The sequence below is a fragment of the Streptomyces alboniger genome (genome assembly GCF_008704395.1).
Lineage (GTDB): Bacteria > Actinomycetota > Actinomycetes > Streptomycetales > Streptomycetaceae > Streptomyces > Streptomyces alboniger.
Window position 1 is genome coordinate 6289774 of the sequence record NZ_CP023695.1, and the last position, 19707, is coordinate 6309480.

Consider the following 19707-nt stretch of genomic DNA (forward strand, 5'->3'; position numbering starts at 1 on the left):
TGCTCGCTCAGCCCCGAGGCCCAGGAGGCCGCACCTGATGAGTCCCTTCACCGGCTCCGCTTCCCGCACCCCCGACTGGCGGCATCTGCGCCTCGCCGTCGACGACGGGGTCGCCACGGTCACCCTCGCCCGCCCCGACAAGCTCAACGCCCTCACCTTCGGCGCCTACGCCGACCTGCGCGACCTCCTCGCCGAACTGTCCCGCGACAAGTCCGTACGCGCCCTGGTGCTCGGCGGCGAGGGGCGCGGGTTCTGCTCGGGCGGGGACGTCGACGAGATCATCGGCGCGACGCTCGCCATGGACACCGCCCAGCTCCTCGACTTCAACCGCATGACGGGGCAGGTCGTGCGGGCCATCAGGGAGTGCCCCTTCCCGGTGATCGCCGCCGTGCACGGAGTGGCCGCGGGCGCGGGCGCCGTGCTCGCCCTCGCCGCGGACTTCCGCGTCGCGGACCCGAGCGCCCGCTTCTCCTTCCTCTTCACCCGCGTGGGGCTCTCCGGAGGCGACATGGGCGCCGCCTACCTCCTGCCCCGTGTCGTCGGCCTCGGCCACGCCACGCGGCTGCTGATGCTGGGCGACGCGGTGCGCGCCGCGGAGGCCGAACGGATCGGCCTGATCAGTGAGTTGACGGACGAGGGCAAGGCCGCGGAGTCCGCCCACGCCCTGGCCCGCCGCCTCGCCGACGGTCCGGCCCTCGCGTACGCCCAGACCAAGGCGCTGCTCACCTCCGAACTGGACATGCCCCTGGCGGCGTCGGTGGAACTGGACGCGGCGACCCAGGCACTGCTCATGAACGGCGAGGACTACGCCGAGTTCCACGCCTCGTTCACAGAGAAGCGCCCGCCGAAGTGGCGGGGCCGGTGAGGGCGGGGGCGCCCGACGGGGCGGTGCCGCTTCCGCCGGCCGGCGTGGGGGCCGGGGCGCCGGAGGAGCCGGCGGTGCCCGCCGGATCCGTGTCACTCCCGGAGTCCACCGCGGCGGGCAAGCGGTACGCAGCGGACGCGCCGGGAACGGGCGCCGGACCGGCCCCGCTCCCGCCGCGCGCAGCGGCCGACCGTCCCCCTCCCACCGGTTCGGAGGAGGGGCCTGGCCCGGCCGAGACCCCCCACTATCCGGAGGCACAGGGCGCCGCCCAGGCTTCTGGCGCCGTCCAGGCTCCCGGCGTCGTCCAGGCTCCCCGCGCCACCCAGGCGCCCAAGCCGTCCACCCCGCCCGAGGCGCACCGCATCGCCGTCATAGGCGGCGGCCCCGGCGGCCTCTACGCCGCCGCGCTGCTCAAGCGGCTCGACCCCGCCCGCGAGGTGACCGTGTGGGAGCGCAACGCGCCCGACGACACCTTCGGCTTCGGCGTCGTCCTCTCGGACGAGACGCTGGGTGGCATCGAGCACGCCGACCCGGCCGTCTACGCCGCCCTCCAGGCCGAGTTCGTACGCTGGGACGACATCGACATCGTGCACCGCGACCGGCGCCACACCTCCGGCGGCCACGGCTTCGCCGCGCTCGGGCGGCGCAGGCTTCTGGAGATCCTGCACGCACGCTGCCGCGACCTCGGCGTCCAGCTCCGCTTCCGTACGGAGGCGGAGCCCGCCGCCACCCTCGCCACCGCCTACGACCTGGTCGTCGCCGCCGACGGCGTGCACAGCCTCACCCGCGAGGCGCACGCCGAAGCCTTCGGCCCGAGCGTCACGACGCACCGCTGCCGGTACATCTGGCTGGCCGCCGACTTCGCCTTCGACGCCTTCCGCTTCGAGATCGCCGAGACCGAGTACGGCGTGATGCAGCTGCACGGCTACCCCTTCTCCGCCGCCGGTCGCGGCGCGTCCACCGTCATCGTCGAGATGCGGGAGGAGGTCTGGGAGGCGGCCGGCTTCGACGGACTGGACGAGCGCGAATCCACCGCCCGCTGCGCCAAGATCTTCACGGAGGCGCTCGGCGGCCGCCCCCTGCGCGGCAACAAATCCGCCTGGATCAACTTCCGTACGGTCGTCAACTCCCGCTGGTCCCACGGCAACACGGTCCTGCTCGGCGACGCCGCGCACACCGCCCACTTCTCCATCGGCTCCGGCACCAAGCTCGCCGTCGAGGACGCCCTGGCGCTCGCGGCCTGCCTCCAGGAGCAGCCGGACATCCCGAGCGCCCTCCAGGCGTACGAGACCGAACGCCGCCCCGTGGTCGAGTCCACGCAGCGGGCGGCCTGCGCCAGCCTGGAGTGGTTCGAGCGGCTGCCCGACTACCTCGACCAGCCGCCGCGCCAGTTCGCGTTCAACCTCCTCACCCGCAGCCGCCGCGTCACCCACGACAACCTCCGCCTGCGCGACGCGCACTTCACCCGTTCCGTGGAGGACGAGTTCGGCTGCCCGGACGGTACGCCCCCCATGTTCACGCCCTTCACCCTGCGCGGCCTCACCCTGCGCAACCGCGTCGTGGTCTCCCCGATGGACATGTACTCCGCCGAGGACGGCGTTCCCGGCGACTTCCACCTCGTCCACCTCGGCGCCAGGGCGCTCGGCGGCGCGGGCCTGGTCATGACCGAGATGGTGTGCGTCAGCGAGCGCGGCCGCATCACACCGGGCTGCACCGGGCTCTACACCGCCGAACAGGCCGCGGCCTGGCGCAGGATCACCGACTTCGCCCACACCCGGGCGCCCGGCACGGCCATCGGCGTACAGCTGGGCCACTCGGGCCGCAAAGGCTCCACGAAACTCATGTGGGACGGCATCGACGACCCGCTGCCCGATGGCAACTGGCCGCTCAGCGCGCCCTCCCCGCTCCCGTACAAGCCCGCGAGCCAGACCCCGCGCGAACTCTCCCGCGCCGGTCTGACGGAGATCCGCGAACAGTTCGTCGCGGCGGCCCGCCGCGCCGACCTCGCCGGCTTCGACCTCCTCGAACTCCACTGTGCCCACGGCTACTTGCTGTCAGGATTCCTCTCCCCGCTCACCAACCACCGCACGGACGCGTACGGCGGCACCCTCACCGCCCGACTCCGCTTCCCCCTCGAAGTCTTCGACGCGATACGAGAGGTGTGGCCGGAAGAGAAACCCATGACGGTCCGCATCTCGGCCACCGACTGGGCCGACGGCGGCACCACGGCCGAGGACGCCGTCGAGATCGCCCGCGCCTTCGCCGCGCACGGCGCCGACGCCATCGACGTGTCGACGGGCCAGGTCGTCTCCGACGAACGCCCCGCGTACGGCCGCTCCTACCAGACGCCGTACGCCGACCGCATCCGCAACGAAACAGGCATCCCCGTCCTCACGGTGGGCGCCATCTCCTCCTGGGACGACGTCAACTCCCTGCTCCTCGCGGGCCGTACGGACCTCTGCGCACTGGCCCGCCCCCACCTCTACGACCCCCACTGGACCCTGCACGCGGCAGCCGAGCAGGGCTACCAGGGCCCGGGCGCCCCCTGGCCCCTCCAGTACCGCGCGGGCAGCCGCCGCCCGCAGACGGGACGCACGGACGCCCCGAAACCCCGCCTGTCACTCAATAGATGATGGAGCGTCAGGCGGTATCGGGCGACACGAACCGCGCCCCCGCCTGCCGCAGCAGCCCGTCCAGCGCCGCGAACACCGCCGCCGACCGTGCGCCGGGCCAGTTCCGCGGGAGGAGGTCGGCGGGCAGTCCCGGGTCCGCGTAGGGGAGTTGGCGCCAGGAGTCCAGGGCCAGGAGGTAGTCGCGGTAGGCCTCCTCGGGCGCCGGGGGAGCGTCCCCGCGCGCCTGCCAGGAGCGAAGGACGGGCTCGTGGCGGTCCAGGAACGCCTCGTGCTGCTTGGCCAGCGCGGCGAGGTCCCACCAGCGGGCCACCGCCTCCGCCGTCGCGGCGAAGCCCAGGTGCTCACCGCGGAACAGATCGACGTACGAGGAAAGTTGAAGGCGCTCCAGGGTGTGCCTTGTCTCCTCGTAGAGGTGCGCGGGGGCGATCCAGACGCCCGGCGCCGCGGTGCCGAAACCGAGGCCCGCGAGACGGGAGCGCAGCACGTGCCGCTTGTGCCGCTCCGCCTCGGGCACCGAGAAGACGGCGAGGACCCAGCCGCCCTCCCGCGCCCCGGCCGCCGTGGTGCCGTAGATACGGCGGTCGCCGTCGTCCAGCAGTTGACGGGCGTCGGGGGAGAGGGCGTAGCCCGCCGCGCCCGCCTCCGTGCGCGCCGGCACGAGGAGGCCGCGCCGCTTGAGCCGTGACACCGACGAGCGCACGGAGGGCGCGTCGACGCCGGCCGGCGCGAGGAGGCGCACCAGCTCGGCCACCGGGACCGGGCCGGGTGCGGCCCGGCCGTAGGCGCCGTAGAAGGTGACGATCAGGGACCGTGGAGTGTGCTGCTCGGACACGTGATCACTCTACGGGCCCCGGCTCCGCCGAGGCCCGCGCGGAGTCCGGCGTACGCAGCCGGAACCTCTGCAGCTTCCCGGTCGCCGTCCTCGGCAGCGCGTCCAGGAAGACGATCTCGCGCGGGCACTTGTAGGGGACCAGCTCGGCTTTCACGAAGTCACGGAGCCGGTCCGCGTCCCGCGGCGCGCCCTCGCGCGGCACCACGTACGCCACGACCACCTGCCCGCGCAGCTCGTCGGGTCGCCCGACGACCGCGGTCTCCGCGACATCCGGATGGCGCAGCAGCGCATCCTCCACCTCGGGGCCCGCGATATTGTACCCGGCCGAGATGATCATGTCGTCCGCGCGGGCGACATAGCGGAAGTAGCCGTCGGCGTCGCGGACGTACGTGTCACCGGTGACGTTCCAGCCGTGGCGTACGTACTGGAGCTGGCGCTCGTCGGCGAGATAGCGGCAGCCGACGGGCCCGCGCACCGCGAGCAGTCCGGGCTCGCCGTCCGGCACCGGGGCCCCGGTACCGTCCACCACGCGCGCGTGCCAGCCCGGCACCGGGCGGCCCGTCGTGCCCGGGCGGATCGCCTCGTCGGCGGCGGAGATGAAGATGTGCAGCAGTTCCGTCGCGCCGATGCCGTTGATGATGCGGTGCCCGGTCCGCCGGTGCCAGGCCTGCCAGGTGGCCGCGGGAAGGTTCTCGCCCGCCGAGACGCAGCGGCGCAGCGAGGAGATGTCGTGCCCGTCGAGCCGGTCCAGCATCGTGCGGTACGCGGTCGGCGCGGTGAACAGCACGGAGACGCGGTGCCGCCCGACGGCGGGCAGGAGCTGCTTGGGCGCCGCCTGTTCGAGCAGGACCGATGACGCGCCGAAGCGCAGCGGGAAGATGACGAGCCCGCCGAGCCCGAACGTGAAGCCGAGCGGGGGGCTCCCGGCGAACACGTCGTCGGGGACCGGCTTGAGGATGTGCCGTGCGAAGGTGTCGGCGATGGCGAGCACGTCGCGGTGGAAGTGCATGCACCCCTTGGGGCGGCCCGTCGTGCCGGACGTGAAGGCGATGAGAGCGACGTCGTCGGCTGCCGTGTCCACCGCCTCGTAGCGCTCGGGCCGACCGGCGGCCGCGCGCGCCAGCAGGTCGTCGGGGCCCTCACCCCCGTACGTGGTGACGCTCAGGCCCGGCACTCCGGCCTTGATCAGGTCGTCGACCGACCGCACGTCACACAGCGCGTGCCGCACCTCGGCGATCTCGCACATGGTGGCCAGCTCCTGCGCGCGCTGCTGGGCGAGGACCGTCACGGCGACCGCGCCCGCCTTCATCACCGCCAGCCAACAGGCCGCGAGCCACGGCGTGGTGGGCCCGCGCAGCAGTACGCGCTGGCCGGGCCGCACGTCGAGGTCGGTGGTCAGTACCCGCGCGATGCGGTCGACGTGGCCGCGCAAATCGCCGTACGTCCAGGTCTCGCCGGACGCGGTGTGGAAGACGGGCCGCGCGGCACCGAACCGCTCCGCCGTCCGGTCGAGGAGTTCCGCGCCGCAGTTGAGCCGGGCGGGGTAGTGCAGCTCGGGGCGGTCGTGGACGAGCACGGGCCACTGCTCGCGCGGAGGGAGGTGATCCCGGGCGAAGGTGTCAGTGTGGCCGGATGGTGTCAGCCCTGGGATGCCGTTGGGTTCCATGGCGGCTCTGCCCCCTTGCCTGCGGGTCGGGCGCTGTGGTGGGCTCGCCCCACGAGCGTATCGTGATGGTGACGACAGTCAACGGTGCGCGATAAAGGAGGGGTCCGGGATGACGGCTTTCTCGCTCGATCCTGAACAAACCGCCTGGTGCGCGGAGCTGCGGACACTCGCCTCCGAGCGGCTGCGGCCCCTGGCGGAGAAGGGCGAGCCGGGCCGCGTGAACCGGCCACTGGTCGAGGCACTGGGCGAACTGGGGCTGCTGGGCCGCCTGTTCGATGACGCCCCCGCGGTCGACTCCGACCGAGGCTCGGCGCCCTCCGTCCGCCCGGGCCGGGGCTCGGCGCCGGTTGTCGGTCCGGGCCAGGATCCGGCCGCCGCGGTCGGCTCCGACCGGGGCTCGGCACCTGCTGGCCGCCCGGACCGGGGCTCGGCACCTAATGTCGCCCCCGGCCCCGGCCAGGTCCCGGCACCCGCCGTCCGGCCCGGCGGGGGCTCGGGGCCCGCCGTCGGCCCCAGCCACGGTGCGACCCCCGCCCGGGGAACCGGCGCCCTCGACCTCTGCCTGATGCGCGAATCGCTCGCCTACGCCTGTACGGAGGCCGAGACCGCCCTCGCCCTGCAAGGCCTCGGCGCCTATCCCGTGCACGCGCACGGCACGGCCGCGCAGCGGGAGCGGTGGCTGCCGCCCGTCCGCGCCGGGCGCGCCATCGTGGCCTTCGCGCTCTCCGAGCCGGGCGCGGGCTCGGACGCGGCGGCCCTGTCCCTCACGGCGACACCGGACGGCTCCGGTTCCGGCCCGGGCACCCGTTCCGGCTCGCAAGGCTGGCGCCTCACCGGCGAGAAGTGCTGGATCTCGAACGCCCCCGAAGCCGACTTCTACACCGTCTTCGCCCGTACGTCCCCCGGCACGGGAGCCCGTGGCGTCACCGCCTTCCTGGTCCCCGCCGACCGCGCGGGCCTGACCGGCACCCGCCTCGACATGCTCTCCCCGCACCCGATCGGCGCGCTCGTCTTCGACGGGGTACGGGTCGGCCCCGAGGACGTCCTCGGCGAGGTCGACCGCGGCTTCCGGGTCGCGATGACCACCCTGAACCGGTTCCGGCCGAGCGTCGGCGCGTTCGCGGTCGGCATGGCGGCCGCGGCCCTGGACGCGACCCTCGCGTACACGGCCGAACGGGAGGCGTTCGGGGGCAAGTTGAAGGACCTCCAGTCCGTCGCCCATCAGGTCGCCGAGATGGCCACGCGCACGGAGGCGGCCCGCCTGATGGTGTACGCGGCGGCTTCCGCGTACGACCGGGAAGGCGCCGGGGCGCCCGGCATCGCGCGCCGGGCGGCGATGGCGAAGCTGCTCGCGACGGAGAACGCGCAGTACGTGGTCGATGCCGCCGTCCAACTGCACGGTGCCCGCGCGCTCCAGCGCGGCCACCTCCTCGAACACCTCTATCGCGAGGTGCGTGCGCCGCGCGTCTATGAGGGGGCGAGCGAGGTGCAGCGCACGATCATCGCGAAGGAGCTGTACGGGTGAGGGCCGGTGGCCGGTTGACGGGGGCTGGTCCGTGGCCGCGGGCCGGCCGCGGCTGGTCGCGCAGTTCCCGGCGCCCCTGACGGGGCACGGATGACCGCGGCGCCCCCTGACGGGGAGCGGCGCGAAGCTCGCTCTGTTCCCGACTTCTGCCCCCCCGGACGGCTTCTGTCCCCCGACCCAGGAGGTCGACCCCATGACCCTGCACCGCGTCAACCCCGCCGAGCTCTCCCCGCCCACCGGCTTCTCGCACGCCGTCACCGCGACCGGCTCCCGCCTCGTCTTCCTCGCCGGGCAGACCGCCCTGGACAGCGAGGGCAAGGTCGTCGGAACCACCCTGCCCGAGCAGTTCGAGGTGGCCCTCGCCAACCTCCTCACCGCCCTGCGCCACGCGGACGGCACCCCCGCCGACCTCGCTCGCGTCACCGTCTACGCCACGGACGTGGCCGACTACCGCGAACACGCACCCGAACTGGGCGCCATCTGGCGGCGGTTGGTCGGCCGCGACTACCCCGCGATGGCGGTGGTGGGCGCGGTCCGGCTGTGGGACGATCAAGCGTTGGTGGAGCTGGACGGGGTGGCGGTCCTCGACTGACGGCTCGCCGAACTCGACGCCTGCCGCACGCTGATCCCGCTCGACCGCCCCGACGGCCTGGCGAAGGCCCTCCGCGATTTCACCGAGGAGACGTGAGATAGCCCCTCCCGCCTCGCCAAGTCACCTGCGTCGGAAGGAAGTTCCGGGGTACTTGGAGACAGCCGCGGCCACGAGGGCCGGGGCGACTGAGGAGGGGTGAACACGTGCGTGCGAGCAAGGTTACGGGCGTCATCGGCATCATGGGACTCTCGGCCGCTCTGCTGACGGGGTGCGGCGACAGCGATGACGGCGGCTCCGGCAAACCGTTCGCCAAGGACAGCGCCGACCAGATCGCGGCCAAGGCGGTCGAGGCCACCAAGAAGGCGGACTCGATGCGCCTCAAGGGCGACCTGCGGCAGGCCGACGGGAAGTCGGTGAGCGTGGACCTCGCGGTCGACCAGGAGAAGAACTGCGAGGGGATCGTCGACACCGCGGGCGCCAAGGCCGAGCTGCGGCACACGAACGCGGCACTGTACGTGCGCGGCAACGAGCAGTACTGGAAGAACGCGCTGAAGAACCAGCCGGGTTCGGACAAGGTCCTCGCCAAGGTCACCGACAAGTGGGTCAAGACGCCCGCCGACGACGCCTCGACATCCGGCCTGTGCGACAAGCAGGGCCTGGTCGCCTCCATGGACGAGGACAAGTCGACCCGCAAAGGCATGAAGAAGGGCGACACGACGACCGTCGACGGAAAGGAGGCCATCACCCTGACGAAGAAGGCCTCCGGAGGCGAGACCCACACGATGTACGTCGCCACAGAGGGCAAGCCATACATTCTGCGCACGTCGGTAAAGGGCGGCGACAAGCCCAACGAGGCGACGTTCACCGACTACAACAAGCCCGTGAGCCCGAAGGCTCCGGGCAAGGGCGAAACGGTCGACCTCAAGGAACTCGCGGCCTCGGGCCAGTAGCCCCCATCCGGCACGGCAACCGCCGCCGCACCCCCGTCCGGCCCGCACGCGCGTGCGCGGAGCGGGAGCGGGACGGGGTGCGGCGGCAGCCACAAGTCGACCCGGGTTAGATGTCCCGGAACGTCTCGATCTGCGCCCCCACCGAATTCAGCCGCTCCGCCAGATCCTCGTACCCACGGTTGATCACGTACACGTTGCGCAGCACCGACGTGCCCTCTGCCGCCATCATCGCGAGGAGGACGACCACGGCGGGGCGCAGCGCCGGAGGGCACATCATTTCCGCGGCGCGCCAGCGGGTGGGGCCCTCGACCAGGACGCGGTGCGGGTCCAGGAGTTGGAGGCGGCCGCCCAGGCGGTTGAGGTCCGTGAGGTAGATCGCCCGGTTGTCGTACACCCAGTCGTGGATCAGCGTCTTGCCCTGGGCCGCCGCCGCGATGGCCGCGAAGAAGGGGACGTTGTCGATGTTCAGGCCGGGGAACGGCATCGGGTGGATCTTGTCGATCGGTGCCTCCAGTTTGGAGGGGCGCACGGTGAGGTCGATGAGGCGCGTGCGGCCGTTGTCCGCCGCGTACTCCGCCGAGCGGTCGTGGTCGAGGCCCATCTCCTCCAGGACCGCCAGCTCGATCTCCAGGAACTCGATCGGCACCCGGCGCACCGTCAGCTCGGACTCCGTGACGACGGCGGCGGCCAGCAGGCTCATCGCCTCGACCGGGTCCTCGGACGGGGAGTAGTCGACGTCGACGTCGATGGTCGGCACGCCGTGCACGGTCAGCGTCGTCGTCCCGATGCCCTCGACCTTGACGCCCAGCGCCTCCAGGAAGAAGCACAGGTCCTGGACCATGTAGTTCGAGGAGGCGTTGCGGATGACGGTGGTGCCCGCGCTGCGGGCCGCGGCGAGCAGCGCGTTCTCCGTGACGGTGTCCCCGCGCTCGGTCAGCACGATGGGCCGGTCGGGGGAGACGTCCCGCGCGACCTCGGCGTGGTACAGCCCCTCGGTCGCCGCGATGTCCAGACCGAACCGGCGCAGCGCGATCATGTGTGGCTCGATCGTGCGGGTGCCGAGGTCGCAGCCGCCCGCGTACGGCAGCTTGAAGCGGTCCATGCGGTGCAGCAGAGGGCCGAGGAACATGATGATCGAGCGGGTGCGGCGCGCGGCCTCCGCGTCGATGGCGTCCATCTCCAGCTTGGCGGGCGGCACGATCTCCAGGTCGACGCCGTCGTTGATCCAACGGGTGCGTACGCCGATGGAGTTGAGCACCTCCAGAAGGCGGTAGACCTCCTCGATGCGGGCGACGCGGCGCAGCACCGTGCGGCCCTTGTTGAGCAGGGACGCACAGAGCAGCGCCACGCACGCGTTCTTGCTCGTCTTGACGTCGATGGAGCCGGAGAGGCGGCGCCCGCCGACCACCCGCAGGTGCATCGGCCCGGCGTAACCGAGCGACACGATCTCGCTGTCGAGCGCCTCGCCGATGCGGGCGATCATCTCAAGGCTGATGTTCTGGTTGCCCCGCTCGATGCGGTTCACGGCGCTCTGGCTGGTGCTGAGCGCTTCGGCGAGCTGCGTCTGTGTCCAGCCCCGGTGCTGCCGGGCATCACGGATGAGCTTGCCGATGCGTACGAGGTAGTCGTCTGCCATGCGTCGCAGGTTATCTCAGATATGAGATGACGTGCGCGCTGGGGTGGTCCATACGGGGAGCGTCCCAGGCCCATTCGGGGAACGGCGTAGGGGAGTTCAGCCGCAACCGCAGGAAACATGCCGTCCGCCGTGCACCGACGCGTACGCCGTGGGCCGGGGCCCCGCCGCCGCCCGCGTCACCCGGGCGGCGGCCGCGCGTCCTGCCGACGACTGTGCGTCGTGCACCACTGTGCCTCCGACGAGCGTGAGGCGCACCTCGGCAGAGCTGATATCGGCCACCGGACAGCGCGTCACATCGCGGTCGAGCAGCACCAGATCGGCCTCCTTGCCCTGCTCGACGGTCCCGGTGAGGTGGTCGGTACGGAGTTGGCGCGCGGTGCCCAACGTGTGCATGAGCAGGGAAGACGCACGGCTGATGCCTTCTTCCGCGCGGTAGAGGTCGCCCTCGCCGTCCATGCCCTCGCGGTCGATCGCGGTCCGGATCTGGTTCCAGACCTGAAGGGGGTCCACCGGCCAGTCCGAGCCACCCGCGAGCGTCGCGCCCCGCTTCTGGAGGCTGCGCGCCGGGTACTGCCACCGATGGCGCGCCGCGCCGATGTACGGCAGCAGGGCGTCCACGGTCCAGGTGTCGCGGGCGGCCCATTGGAGTTGCATGCAGGGGACGACGCCGAGCGCCGCGAACCGGGGGAGGTCGGCGGGATCGACGAGCTGGAGGTGCGCCGTGGTGTTGCGCACGTCCCGGCGGCCGGTGGCGCGCAGGGCGTACGCGTAGCCGTCGAGGGAGGTGCGTACGGCACGGTCACCGATGGCGTGCGCGTGCATCTGCCAGCCCTCGGTGTTGAAGGCGGCACTGAGCCGTCCGTAGTCGGCGGCCGACACGTACAGGTCACCGCGGTTGTCGGTGGGCCTGCCGTCCTTGTCCAGATAGGGCTTCAGGAGCGCGGCGGTCTGCGCGGGGTACTCGATGACGCCGTCGAGGAAGACCTTCACCGTGCCGAAGCGCAGTCCGCGTACGCCCTTGAAGTCCGCCCGGAGGCCACGGGCGTACGCGAGCGCCGCCGCCGGATCTCCGGTCAGCTCGGTGTCGATGCGCAGGGCGGGCACGATGCGCTGCGGGAGGCGGCCCGACTCGGCGAGGCGCTGATAGAGCTTCAGCTCGCCGCGGCCGACGACGGCTTCCATGAAGGTGGTGATCCCGGACGCGGCGGCCTCGGCGAGGATCTTCGTGGCGGCCTGCGCCAGTCGGGTCTCGTCGGGCTCGGGGATGTGCCGGGCGACGAGTGGCTGGGCGTCGTCCTTGAGTACGCCGGTGGGCTTGCCGTCCCGGCCCTTGACGATCTCTCCGCCGGCCGGGTCAGGGGTCGACGCGGTGACCTTCGCGATGTCCAGGGCGCGCCGATTGGCCCACAGGTTGTGGCCGTCCCCGCCGCGCAGGACGATCGGGCGGCGCGTGGGCAGCGCGTCGAGCATCGAGTGGTGCGGGGCGGTGCCGCGGGGGAGGAGCCCGATGGGGTTCCAGTCCTCCACCACCAGCCAGCCGTCGGGCTCCTGGTCGGCGGAGTCCTCCAGGAACCCGGTCAGCGTCTTCCGGAGCTGGTCCACCGTCTGCTCGGCCCCCGCGAGGGAGGGGCGCAGGGAGCGGCTCGCGGCGTCCATGGGGTGGGCGTGCCCGTCGTGGATACCGCTCATGACGGTGCCGCCCCGGGCGTCCACCACGTCGGTGTCCCGGCCGATGAACCGCCGCACGGCCCGGCCGGCACCGACGGCGAGGATCCGGCCGTCCCGCCCGACGGCCACCGCTTCGGCCCGGGGGCTCCCCGAAGCGCCGGTGAACACCCGGGCGTTGTGCAGGACGAGCGCGGCGGAGCGACGCCGGGCGGGGGAGGCGGCGGATACTCCGGCGGCTCCGAGGGCCCCGGCGGCCCCGGCGGCTCCGGCGGCGAGGAGAAGGCCGCGCCGGGAGGGCTGGGGGACGTATGACTTGGATGCGGGCGGCTGCGGCAAGAGGGCACTCCAAACGTGACGGCGACGGCCAGGGATGAGTGGGCGGGGAACTTCCACCGTGAAGCCGCGGCACGGACGGCCCCGCCGCGACCCGAACCAGACCCTCGACGAGTAATCCGTTAACCAGAACCCGCCCCTGACGACGATTTCCGTACGATGAGCCGCGTGCCAGGGCCGAGACTGACCGACATAGCCCGCGCCGCGGAGGTCTCGACGGCGACGGTCTCCCACGCCCTCAACGGCACCGGCAGGATCGGCGAGGCCACCCGCCGCCGCGTCCGCGAGACGGCGACGCGCCTCGGCTACGGCACCCCCGGCCCTACGCGCAGCCGTACGCTCGGCATCGCCGTCACGACCTTCCCCGGTGCCTGGAACTACACGGAGGTCGCCTACTTCTCGCGCGCCGTCACCGCGGCCACCTCCGCCGCCCACGCGCGGGGTTACGCCCTGACCACGTTCCCCGCCGACCGCGCCGCGGACGACTCCTGGCACAGCCTCGCCGTCGACGGCATGCTCATCGTGGACAGCCCGCGCGGCGACCCGATGGTCCGCGCCCTGCGGGCCCGCGGCATCCCGCTCGTCTTCGACGGCGCCCCCGGAGACCCCCGGCCCGGTGACCGCTGGGTCGACAACGACCACGAGGCGACCGCCCGCGAGGTCCTCGACCACCTCGCCGCGACCGGCGCCCGCCGCATCGCCCTCCAGTCGGGCAACGGCGACGAGCACTACGCCCGCGCGGTCACGGCGGCGTACACGCGGTGGTGCGACCGGCACGGCTCGGCGCCGCGGATCGTGCCCTTCGAGGTGGCCGACGGCCAAGGGCACGCGTTCGACGCACTGCTGCGGGGCCCTGACCGTGCCGACGCCGTCTACGCCGCGTACGACCCGGGCGGCCGCCAGCTGCTGGCCGCCGCCGCCCGCCACGGCCTGCGGATCCCGGGCGACCTGCGGCTGGTGTGCGCGAGCGAGGACCCCGGTTACGAGGCGACCACGCCGCCGGTGACCACGGTCACCCTCGACCCGGAGCGCACGGCGCGCACCGCCGTGACACTCCTCGTCGACCTGATCGAGGGCACGTGCCGGACGGCTCCCGGCCCGCTGGTCGTACCGGCCGCGCTCCTGGTGCGGGCCTCATCCGGCGGGGAGCAGGCGCACCCCTGATCTCCCCGGCGGACCCGCCCAGGGCCGGTTGACGAGTGGGCACGCGCCCACCAGGGGTCCCGCCCGGCGCGCGGGCCCGGATAATGGAGGTCACGCCCACCGGACGGAGTCGGCATGACCCGCGAAGCCCACCCGCATAGCTCCGATAACATGCTCGGACTCACAGCCCACGTCTAACAAATCGGCCAAACAATTGATATCCAGAGCATCGCGGGTGTTTTCGCGAACAAACTGCACAGCCATGCTCGCCGCATGGCGTCAACCACGGGCGATCCTGTGGACCGCAGCGGCTGTGGTGGCCCTGGCGTTCCTCATCGCGCTGGAGATCGCCGCGCGCGGCTACGGCCTGCCCGGACCGATCACCAACCAGGCGCGCGAGGTGATCTTCGCCCCCAAGTCGGGTCCGCTGCTGTACGCCGGCATGGCCTTGATGATGGTGGTCCTTACCTGGCGGCAGCGGTTCATCGCCATGGGCGTCGCGGTCGGCATCGACATCGTCTTCTTCCTGGTGCGCTGGGCCGTCGACGCCAAGATGATGTTCGGCAACGGCGCGCTGTGGGTGATCCTCGCCTGCGCCGTGCTCGCCGTCACGCGCCGCACCGGCCGGGACCGGCTCCTGCTGCTGAAGGGCGTGGGGCTCGGCCTGCTGCTGGTGGCCGGCCGCAAGACCGGTGACACCTGGCTGCTCATCACGTGGAAGACCCGCCCGACGGTCCTCGACCAGTACGTGGCGACCGCCGACCACGCGCTGGGCAACCCGTCGTGGGTCGTGGGACGGATGGTCAACGCCACGGGCGAGATCGGCGCGCACGTTCTCGACTACGTCTACATCCAGCTCGCGGTGGCCGCGGTCGTCATCGCGCTGTACCAGCTGCGCAACGTGGCGAGCGAGGGCCGTTTCCCGGGGCACCACCTGGTGCGTACGTTCCTGGTCATCGGTCTGCTCGGGCCCGGCATCTACATGATCTACCCGGTCGTCGGGCCGATCTTCGCGTACGGCGTCCACGGCGAGCACTGGGCGGTGGCCGACATCTGGCCGAACACGCCGCCGACGATCACCACCCCGCACGTGATGCCGTTCGACGACAAGACGCCGCGCAACTGCATGCCCAGTCTGCACACGGCGTGGGCCACGACGATCTTCATCCACTCCCGCAAGGGGCCGAGACTGCTGCGCTACGCGGGCACGTTCTGGCTGATCGCCACGCTCGGCGCCACGCTGGGCTTCGGCTACCACTACGGCGCGGACATCGTCGCCGGTGTCGTGTTCGCGTACACGATCGACGCGGCGCTGCGCTCGTTCGACCGGGGCTGGGACCGGGCGAGCATCCAGCTGGTGGCCTACGGCACGACGGTGTTCGTCCTGTTCCTGCTGTCGTACCGCTTCCTGCCGATGGAGATGGCCCGGCACCCGTGGCTGTTCGGGCCGCTGCTCATCGGGGCGATGGCCTCGGTCATCTACGGCTATATGCGGACCGCCGAGCCGCGGGAACCGAAGGCCGCGCCGCCGACGCAGCAACTGGAGCCGCAGCCCGAGATGGTCTGACGCGAAGGCGCGCCCCACCGGCCGGGAGGTCCGGCACGGGGCGCGCCTTGTCACCGGCGTGAGGCGCGCCTCGTCACCGACGTGCGGGCGCGCCTCGTCGCCACGGCGGGTCATGTACTAGAGTTATCTCGACATCGAGATATCTGCCGAGGCGCACCAGGAGCCGCCCCCCGGTAAGGGTTACCTAACTAAGCCTTACCTTAGCGGATCGACGAGGAGTCGTGGCGGCAGGATGTGCTGGAACGCGCACAAAAATGAAGGAGACTGTCGTGTCGGCGAACAGCTTCGACGCCCGCAGCACGCTGCGCGTGGGCGACGAGTCGTACGAGATCTTCAAGCTGGACAAGGTCGAGGGCTCCGCACGGCTCCCTTATAGCCTGAAGGTCCTCCTTGAGAACCTGCTCCGCACCGAGGACGGCGCGAACATCACCGCCGACCACATCCGTGCGCTCGGCAACTGGGACTCCCAGGCCCAGCCGTCCCAGGAGATCCAGTTCACGCCGGCCCGCGTGATCATGCAGGACTTCACCGGCGTCCCGTGTGTGGTGGACCTCGCCACCATGCGTGAGGCCGTGAAGGAGCTCGGCGGCGACCCGGCGAAGATCAACCCGCTGGCCCCGGCCGAGCTGGTCATCGATCACTCCGTGATCGCCGACAAGTTCGGCACGGCGGAGGCCTTCGGCCAGAACGTGGAGCTGGAGTACGGCCGCAACAAGGAGCGCTACCAGTTCCTGCGCTGGGGCCAGACCGCCTTCGACGAGTTCAAGGTCGTCCCCCCGGGCACCGGCATCGTCCACCAGGTGAACATCGAGAAGCTGGCCCGTACGGTCATGGTCCGTAACGGCCAGGCCTACCCCGACACCCTGGTCGGCACCGACTCGCACACCACGATGGTCAACGGCCTGGGCGTCCTCGGCTGGGGCGTCGGCGGCATCGAGGCCGAGGCCGCGATGCTCGGCCAGCCGGTCTCCATGCTCATCCCGCGCGTCGTCGGCTTCAAGCTGACCGGTGAGCTGCCCGCCGGCACCACCGCCACGGACCTCGTGCTGACCATCACCGAGATGCTGCGCAAGCACGGCGTCGTCGGCAAGTTCGTCGAGTTCTACGGCGAGGGCGTGGCCGCCACCTCGCTCGCCAACCGCGCCACCATCGGCAACATGTCGCCGGAGTTCGGCTCCACCGCCGCGATCTTCCCGATCGACGACGAGACGCTGAAGTACCTGAAGCTGACGGGCCGCGACGAGCAGCAGGTCGCGCTCGTCGAGGCGTACGCCAAGGAGCAGGGCCTCTGGCTCGACCCGGCCGCCGAGCCCGACTTCTCCGAGAAGCTGGAGCTGGACCTCTCCACGGTCGTCCCGTCCATCGCGGGCCCGAAGCGTCCGCAGGACCGCATCGTCCTCGCCAACGCCGCCCAGCAGTTCGCCCTGGACGTGCGCAACTACGTGGACACCGCCGACGAGGCGGGCCAGGAGTCCTTCCCGGCCTCCGACGCCCCGGCCACCACCAACGGCGTCCCGTCGAACCCGACCACGGTCACGGCCCCCGACGGCTCGACGTACGAGATCGACCACGGCGCGGTGACGGTCGCGGCCATCACCTCCTGCACCAACACCTCGAACCCGTACGTGATGGTCGCCGCCGCGCTCGTCGCGAAGAAGGCCGTCGAGAAGGGCCTGACCCGCAAGCCGTGGGTCAAGACCACCCTCGCGCCCGGCTCGAAGGTCGTCACCGACTACTTCGACAAGGCGGGGCTCACCCCCTACCTCGACAAGGTCGGCTTCAACCTCGTCGGTTACGGCTGCACCACCTGCATCGGCAACTCGGGCCCGCTGCCCGAGGAGGTCTCGAAGGCCGTCAACGACCACGACCTGGCCGTGACGTCCGTCCTCTCCGGCAACCGGAACTTCGAGGGCCGCATCAACCCCGACGTCAAGATGAACTACCTGGCGTCCCCGCCGCTGGTCGTCGCGTACGCCCTCGCCGGCTCGATGAAGATCGACATCACGACCGAGGCCCTGGGCGCCGACCAGGACGGCAACCCGGTCTACCTCAAGGACATCTGGCCCTCCGAGGCCGAGGTGAACGACGTCGTCGCCAACTCCATCGGCGAGGACATGTTCAACAAGTCCTACCAGGACGTCTTCGCGGGCGACGCCCAGTGGCAGGCGCTGTCGATCCCCACGGGCAACACCTTCGAGTGGGACACCGAGTCGACGTACGTCCGCAAGCCCCCGTACTTCGAGGGCATGACGATGGAGACCACCCCGGTCTCCGACATCACGGGCGCCCGCGTCCTCGCCAAGCTGGGCGACTCGGTCACCACCGACCACATCTCCCCGGCCGGTGCGATCAAGGCCGACACCCCGGCGGGCAAGTACCTCACGGAGCACGGCGTGCAGCGCCGCGACTTCAACTCCTACGGCTCGCGCCGAGGCAACCACGAGGTCATGATCCGCGGCACGTTCGCCAACATCCGCCTGCGCAACCAGATCGCGCCGGGCACGGAGGGTGGCTTCACGCGTGACTTCACGCAGGAGGACGCTCCGGTCTCGTTCATCTACGACGCCTCGCGCAACTACATCGACCAGGGCATCCCGCTGGTCGTCCTCGCGGGCAAGGAGTACGGCTCCGGCTCGTCCCGCGACTGGGCCGCCAAGGGCACCGCGCTCCTCGGCGTCAAGGCCGTCATCGCCGAGTCGTACGAGCGCATCCACCGCTCGAACCTCATCGGCATGGGCGTGCTGCCGCTCCAGTACCCGGAGGGCCAGTCCGCCGCGTCCCTCGGCCTGACCGGCGAGGAGACCTTCTCCTTCACCGGCGTCGAGGAGCTGAACAACGGCTCCACGCCGCGCACGGTCAAGGTCACCACGGACACGGGCGTCGAGTTCGACGCGGTCGTCCGCATCGACACCCCCGGCGAGGCGGACTACTACCGCAACGGCGGCATCATGCAGTACGTGCTGCGCAGCCTGATCCGCAAGTAGGCGGGCGGTACGCAGTAGTCGAGGGCCGCACCCCGTTTCGTACGGGGTGCGGCCCTCGTGTGTGCCGGCGGGCCGGCCCGCAGGGTCAGTCCATCTTGCACAGGGCGTCGTCGACGAGCTGGTCGGTGCGGTCCTCGCGGTCCTCGGCGGCCGTGTTGGTGGAGCGCATCACGATGATCCCCTTCAGGTCCTTGCCGAACTTCTTGCCCTTGTCGACGAAGCCATTGGCGTTCAGATGGCCGAGGGTGGTCCCGCCGTGGCCCCAGTAGCCGCCGCCGCAGCTGAGCTGGGTCCGCATGATGCCGAGGCCCATTTCCCTGCTGTACTTCGCGGTCTCCGACGGGGCCGGCACCGTCTTGAGCATCTGCGCCATCTGCTGCGGGCCGAGCAGCTTGCCGCCGAGGAGGCTCCGCCAGAAGCGGTTGAGGTCGTTCGAGGTGGTGATGAGGTCGCCCGCCGCGTCGCCCCAGGTCATGCTCACCTCGGTGGTGTCGACGAGCCGGCCACCCGGCTTGAACTGCTGATAGGCCTTGGCGTGCGGCTGGGGGAGGCCGGTGCGCGTGCCCGGTGAGAAGGTGTGCTTGAGGCCGAGGGGCTCGATGATCCGGGCCCGGACCTCGTCGCTCCAGTGACGGCCCGTCGCCTTCTCGATGATCATCCCGGCCAGTACGTAACCGGTGTTGGAGTAGCTCCAGCCCTTGCCGGGCTCGAAGAGGGGCTTGTCCCGCAGGGCTATGTCGACCAGGTCACGCGGCGCGTACTGGTGGAAGCGGTTCTTCTGGAACCCCTCCTCGTCGATCATCGGCAGCTTCGGGGCGTAGTCGGGCAGGCCGCTGGTGTGCTGGAGCAGCTGCCGTACGGTGATCCGGTTGCCGTCGTGGCCGTTGCCCTCGACCACGCCGGGCAGCCACCGGTCGACCTTGTCGTCGAGGTGTATGCGGCCCTCGGCGACCAGTTGCAGGACGACGGTGGAGACGAAGGTCTTGGTGTTGCTGCCCATCCGGAAGTAGCCCTGGTGCGGTACCGGCCGGTCGGTGCCGAGTTCAGCGGTCCCGCTCCGCACCGACGTGCGGTGCTTGCCGTCCACCAAGGTGGCCTGGGCGCCCACCACTCCGTCCTCGCGGACGATGTCGTCAAGACCCCGCTGGAGGTCCGCCCGGCCGTAACCGGCCCTGCCGGCGTCGTCGGAGTGGGCCCAGGCGGCGGAGACCGGCATCGCCAGCGTCGCCGTGGCGACGATCGCCGTCACCGTTCCCAGGGTCTTTCGCAGGTGCGTCATGGTGGTTGCCTCACATGGCCGAAGGGGTGGTGGT

At 71.6% G+C, this 19707-nt stretch carries 13 protein-coding genes; 8 read left to right on the forward strand and 5 right to left on the reverse strand.

Annotated features, from left to right (window positions below; genetic code table 11):
- The first annotated feature begins 37 nt into the window (after window positions 1-37).
- Both CP975_RS27745 and CP975_RS27755 read left to right on the forward strand, forming a co-directional pair.
- A complete protein-coding gene (locus CP975_RS27745) occupies window positions 38-865 on the forward strand; it encodes an enoyl-CoA hydratase family protein (protein WP_055532542.1) in 828 nt (275 codons plus the stop codon).
- Between the two features lie 362 nt (window positions 866-1227).
- Entirely contained in the window at window positions 1228-3498 is a 2271-nt protein-coding gene (locus CP975_RS27755; RefSeq protein ID WP_055532546.1) for a bifunctional salicylyl-CoA 5-hydroxylase/oxidoreductase, read from the forward strand.
- Between the two features lie 7 nt (window positions 3499-3505).
- On the opposite strand, the gene CP975_RS27760 is transcribed toward CP975_RS27755, so the two are convergent.
- Together CP975_RS27760 and CP975_RS27765 are read right to left on the reverse strand one after the other, a co-directional pair.
- The gene (locus CP975_RS27760; RefSeq protein WP_055532540.1) at window positions 3506-4330 is read right to left on the reverse strand and encodes a PaaX family transcriptional regulator; all 825 of its coding nucleotides are present in this window, start codon (window positions 4328-4330) and stop codon (window positions 3506-3508) included.
- A 4-nt stretch (window positions 4331-4334) separates the two neighbouring features.
- Window positions 4335-5996 carry an AMP-binding protein gene (locus CP975_RS27765; protein WP_055532538.1) on the reverse strand — a complete coding sequence of 554 codons (1662 nt, stop codon included), beginning with the start codon at window positions 5994-5996 and terminating at the stop codon, window positions 4335-4337.
- 109 nt (window positions 5997-6105) lie between these two features.
- Here CP975_RS27765 and CP975_RS27770 point away from each other — a divergent pair, with 109 nt between their 5' ends.
- The 3 genes from CP975_RS27770 (at window position 6106) to CP975_RS27780 (ending at window position 9063) form a co-directional block, all read left to right on the forward strand.
- Window positions 6106-7521 (forward strand): acyl-CoA dehydrogenase family protein, encoded by a 1416-nt coding sequence (locus CP975_RS27770; RefSeq protein ID WP_246201647.1) that lies wholly within the window; start codon window positions 6106-6108, stop codon window positions 7519-7521.
- Between the two features lie 193 nt (window positions 7522-7714).
- Complete coding sequence (locus CP975_RS27775; RefSeq protein ID WP_055532536.1) at window positions 7715-8113, forward strand: RidA family protein; 399 nt, start codon at window positions 7715-7717, stop codon at window positions 8111-8113.
- A gap of 203 nt (window positions 8114-8316) precedes the next feature.
- Entirely contained in the window at window positions 8317-9063 is a 747-nt protein-coding gene (locus CP975_RS27780) for a hypothetical protein (protein ID WP_246201648.1), read from the forward strand.
- A gap of 106 nt (window positions 9064-9169) precedes the next feature.
- Here the strand turns inward: CP975_RS27780 and CP975_RS27785 are convergent, their stop codons facing one another.
- Together CP975_RS27785 and CP975_RS27790 are read right to left on the reverse strand one after the other, a co-directional pair.
- Window positions 9170-10699 carry a helix-turn-helix domain-containing protein gene (locus CP975_RS27785; protein ID WP_055532533.1) on the reverse strand — a complete coding sequence of 510 codons (1530 nt, stop codon included), beginning with the start codon at window positions 10697-10699 and terminating at the stop codon, window positions 9170-9172.
- A 96-nt stretch (window positions 10700-10795) separates the two neighbouring features.
- Window positions 10796-12703, reverse strand: a complete 1908-nt coding sequence (locus tag CP975_RS27790; protein WP_150477467.1) for an amidohydrolase — start codon at window positions 12701-12703, stop codon at window positions 10796-10798.
- Between the two features lie 156 nt (window positions 12704-12859).
- On the opposite strand from CP975_RS27790, the gene CP975_RS27795 reads away from it, so the two are divergent.
- The 3 genes from CP975_RS27795 (at window position 12860) to acnA (ending at window position 18394) form a co-directional block, all read left to right on the forward strand.
- Window positions 12860-13864, forward strand: a complete 1005-nt coding sequence (locus tag CP975_RS27795; protein ID WP_055532231.1) for a LacI family DNA-binding transcriptional regulator — start codon at window positions 12860-12862, stop codon at window positions 13862-13864.
- A gap of 241 nt (window positions 13865-14105) precedes the next feature.
- Window positions 14106-15410 (forward strand): phosphatase PAP2 family protein, encoded by a 1305-nt coding sequence (locus CP975_RS27800; RefSeq protein ID WP_150477468.1) that lies wholly within the window; start codon window positions 14106-14108, stop codon window positions 15408-15410.
- A gap of 269 nt (window positions 15411-15679) precedes the next feature.
- A complete protein-coding gene (acnA, locus tag CP975_RS27805) occupies window positions 15680-18394 on the forward strand; it encodes an aconitate hydratase AcnA (protein ID WP_030779881.1) in 2715 nt (904 codons plus the stop codon).
- An 85-nt stretch (window positions 18395-18479) separates the two neighbouring features.
- Here the strand turns inward: acnA and CP975_RS27810 are convergent, their stop codons facing one another.
- Entirely contained in the window at window positions 18480-19673 is a 1194-nt protein-coding gene (locus CP975_RS27810) for a serine hydrolase domain-containing protein (protein WP_055532229.1), read from the reverse strand.
- Window positions 19674-19707 lie beyond the last annotated feature (34 nt).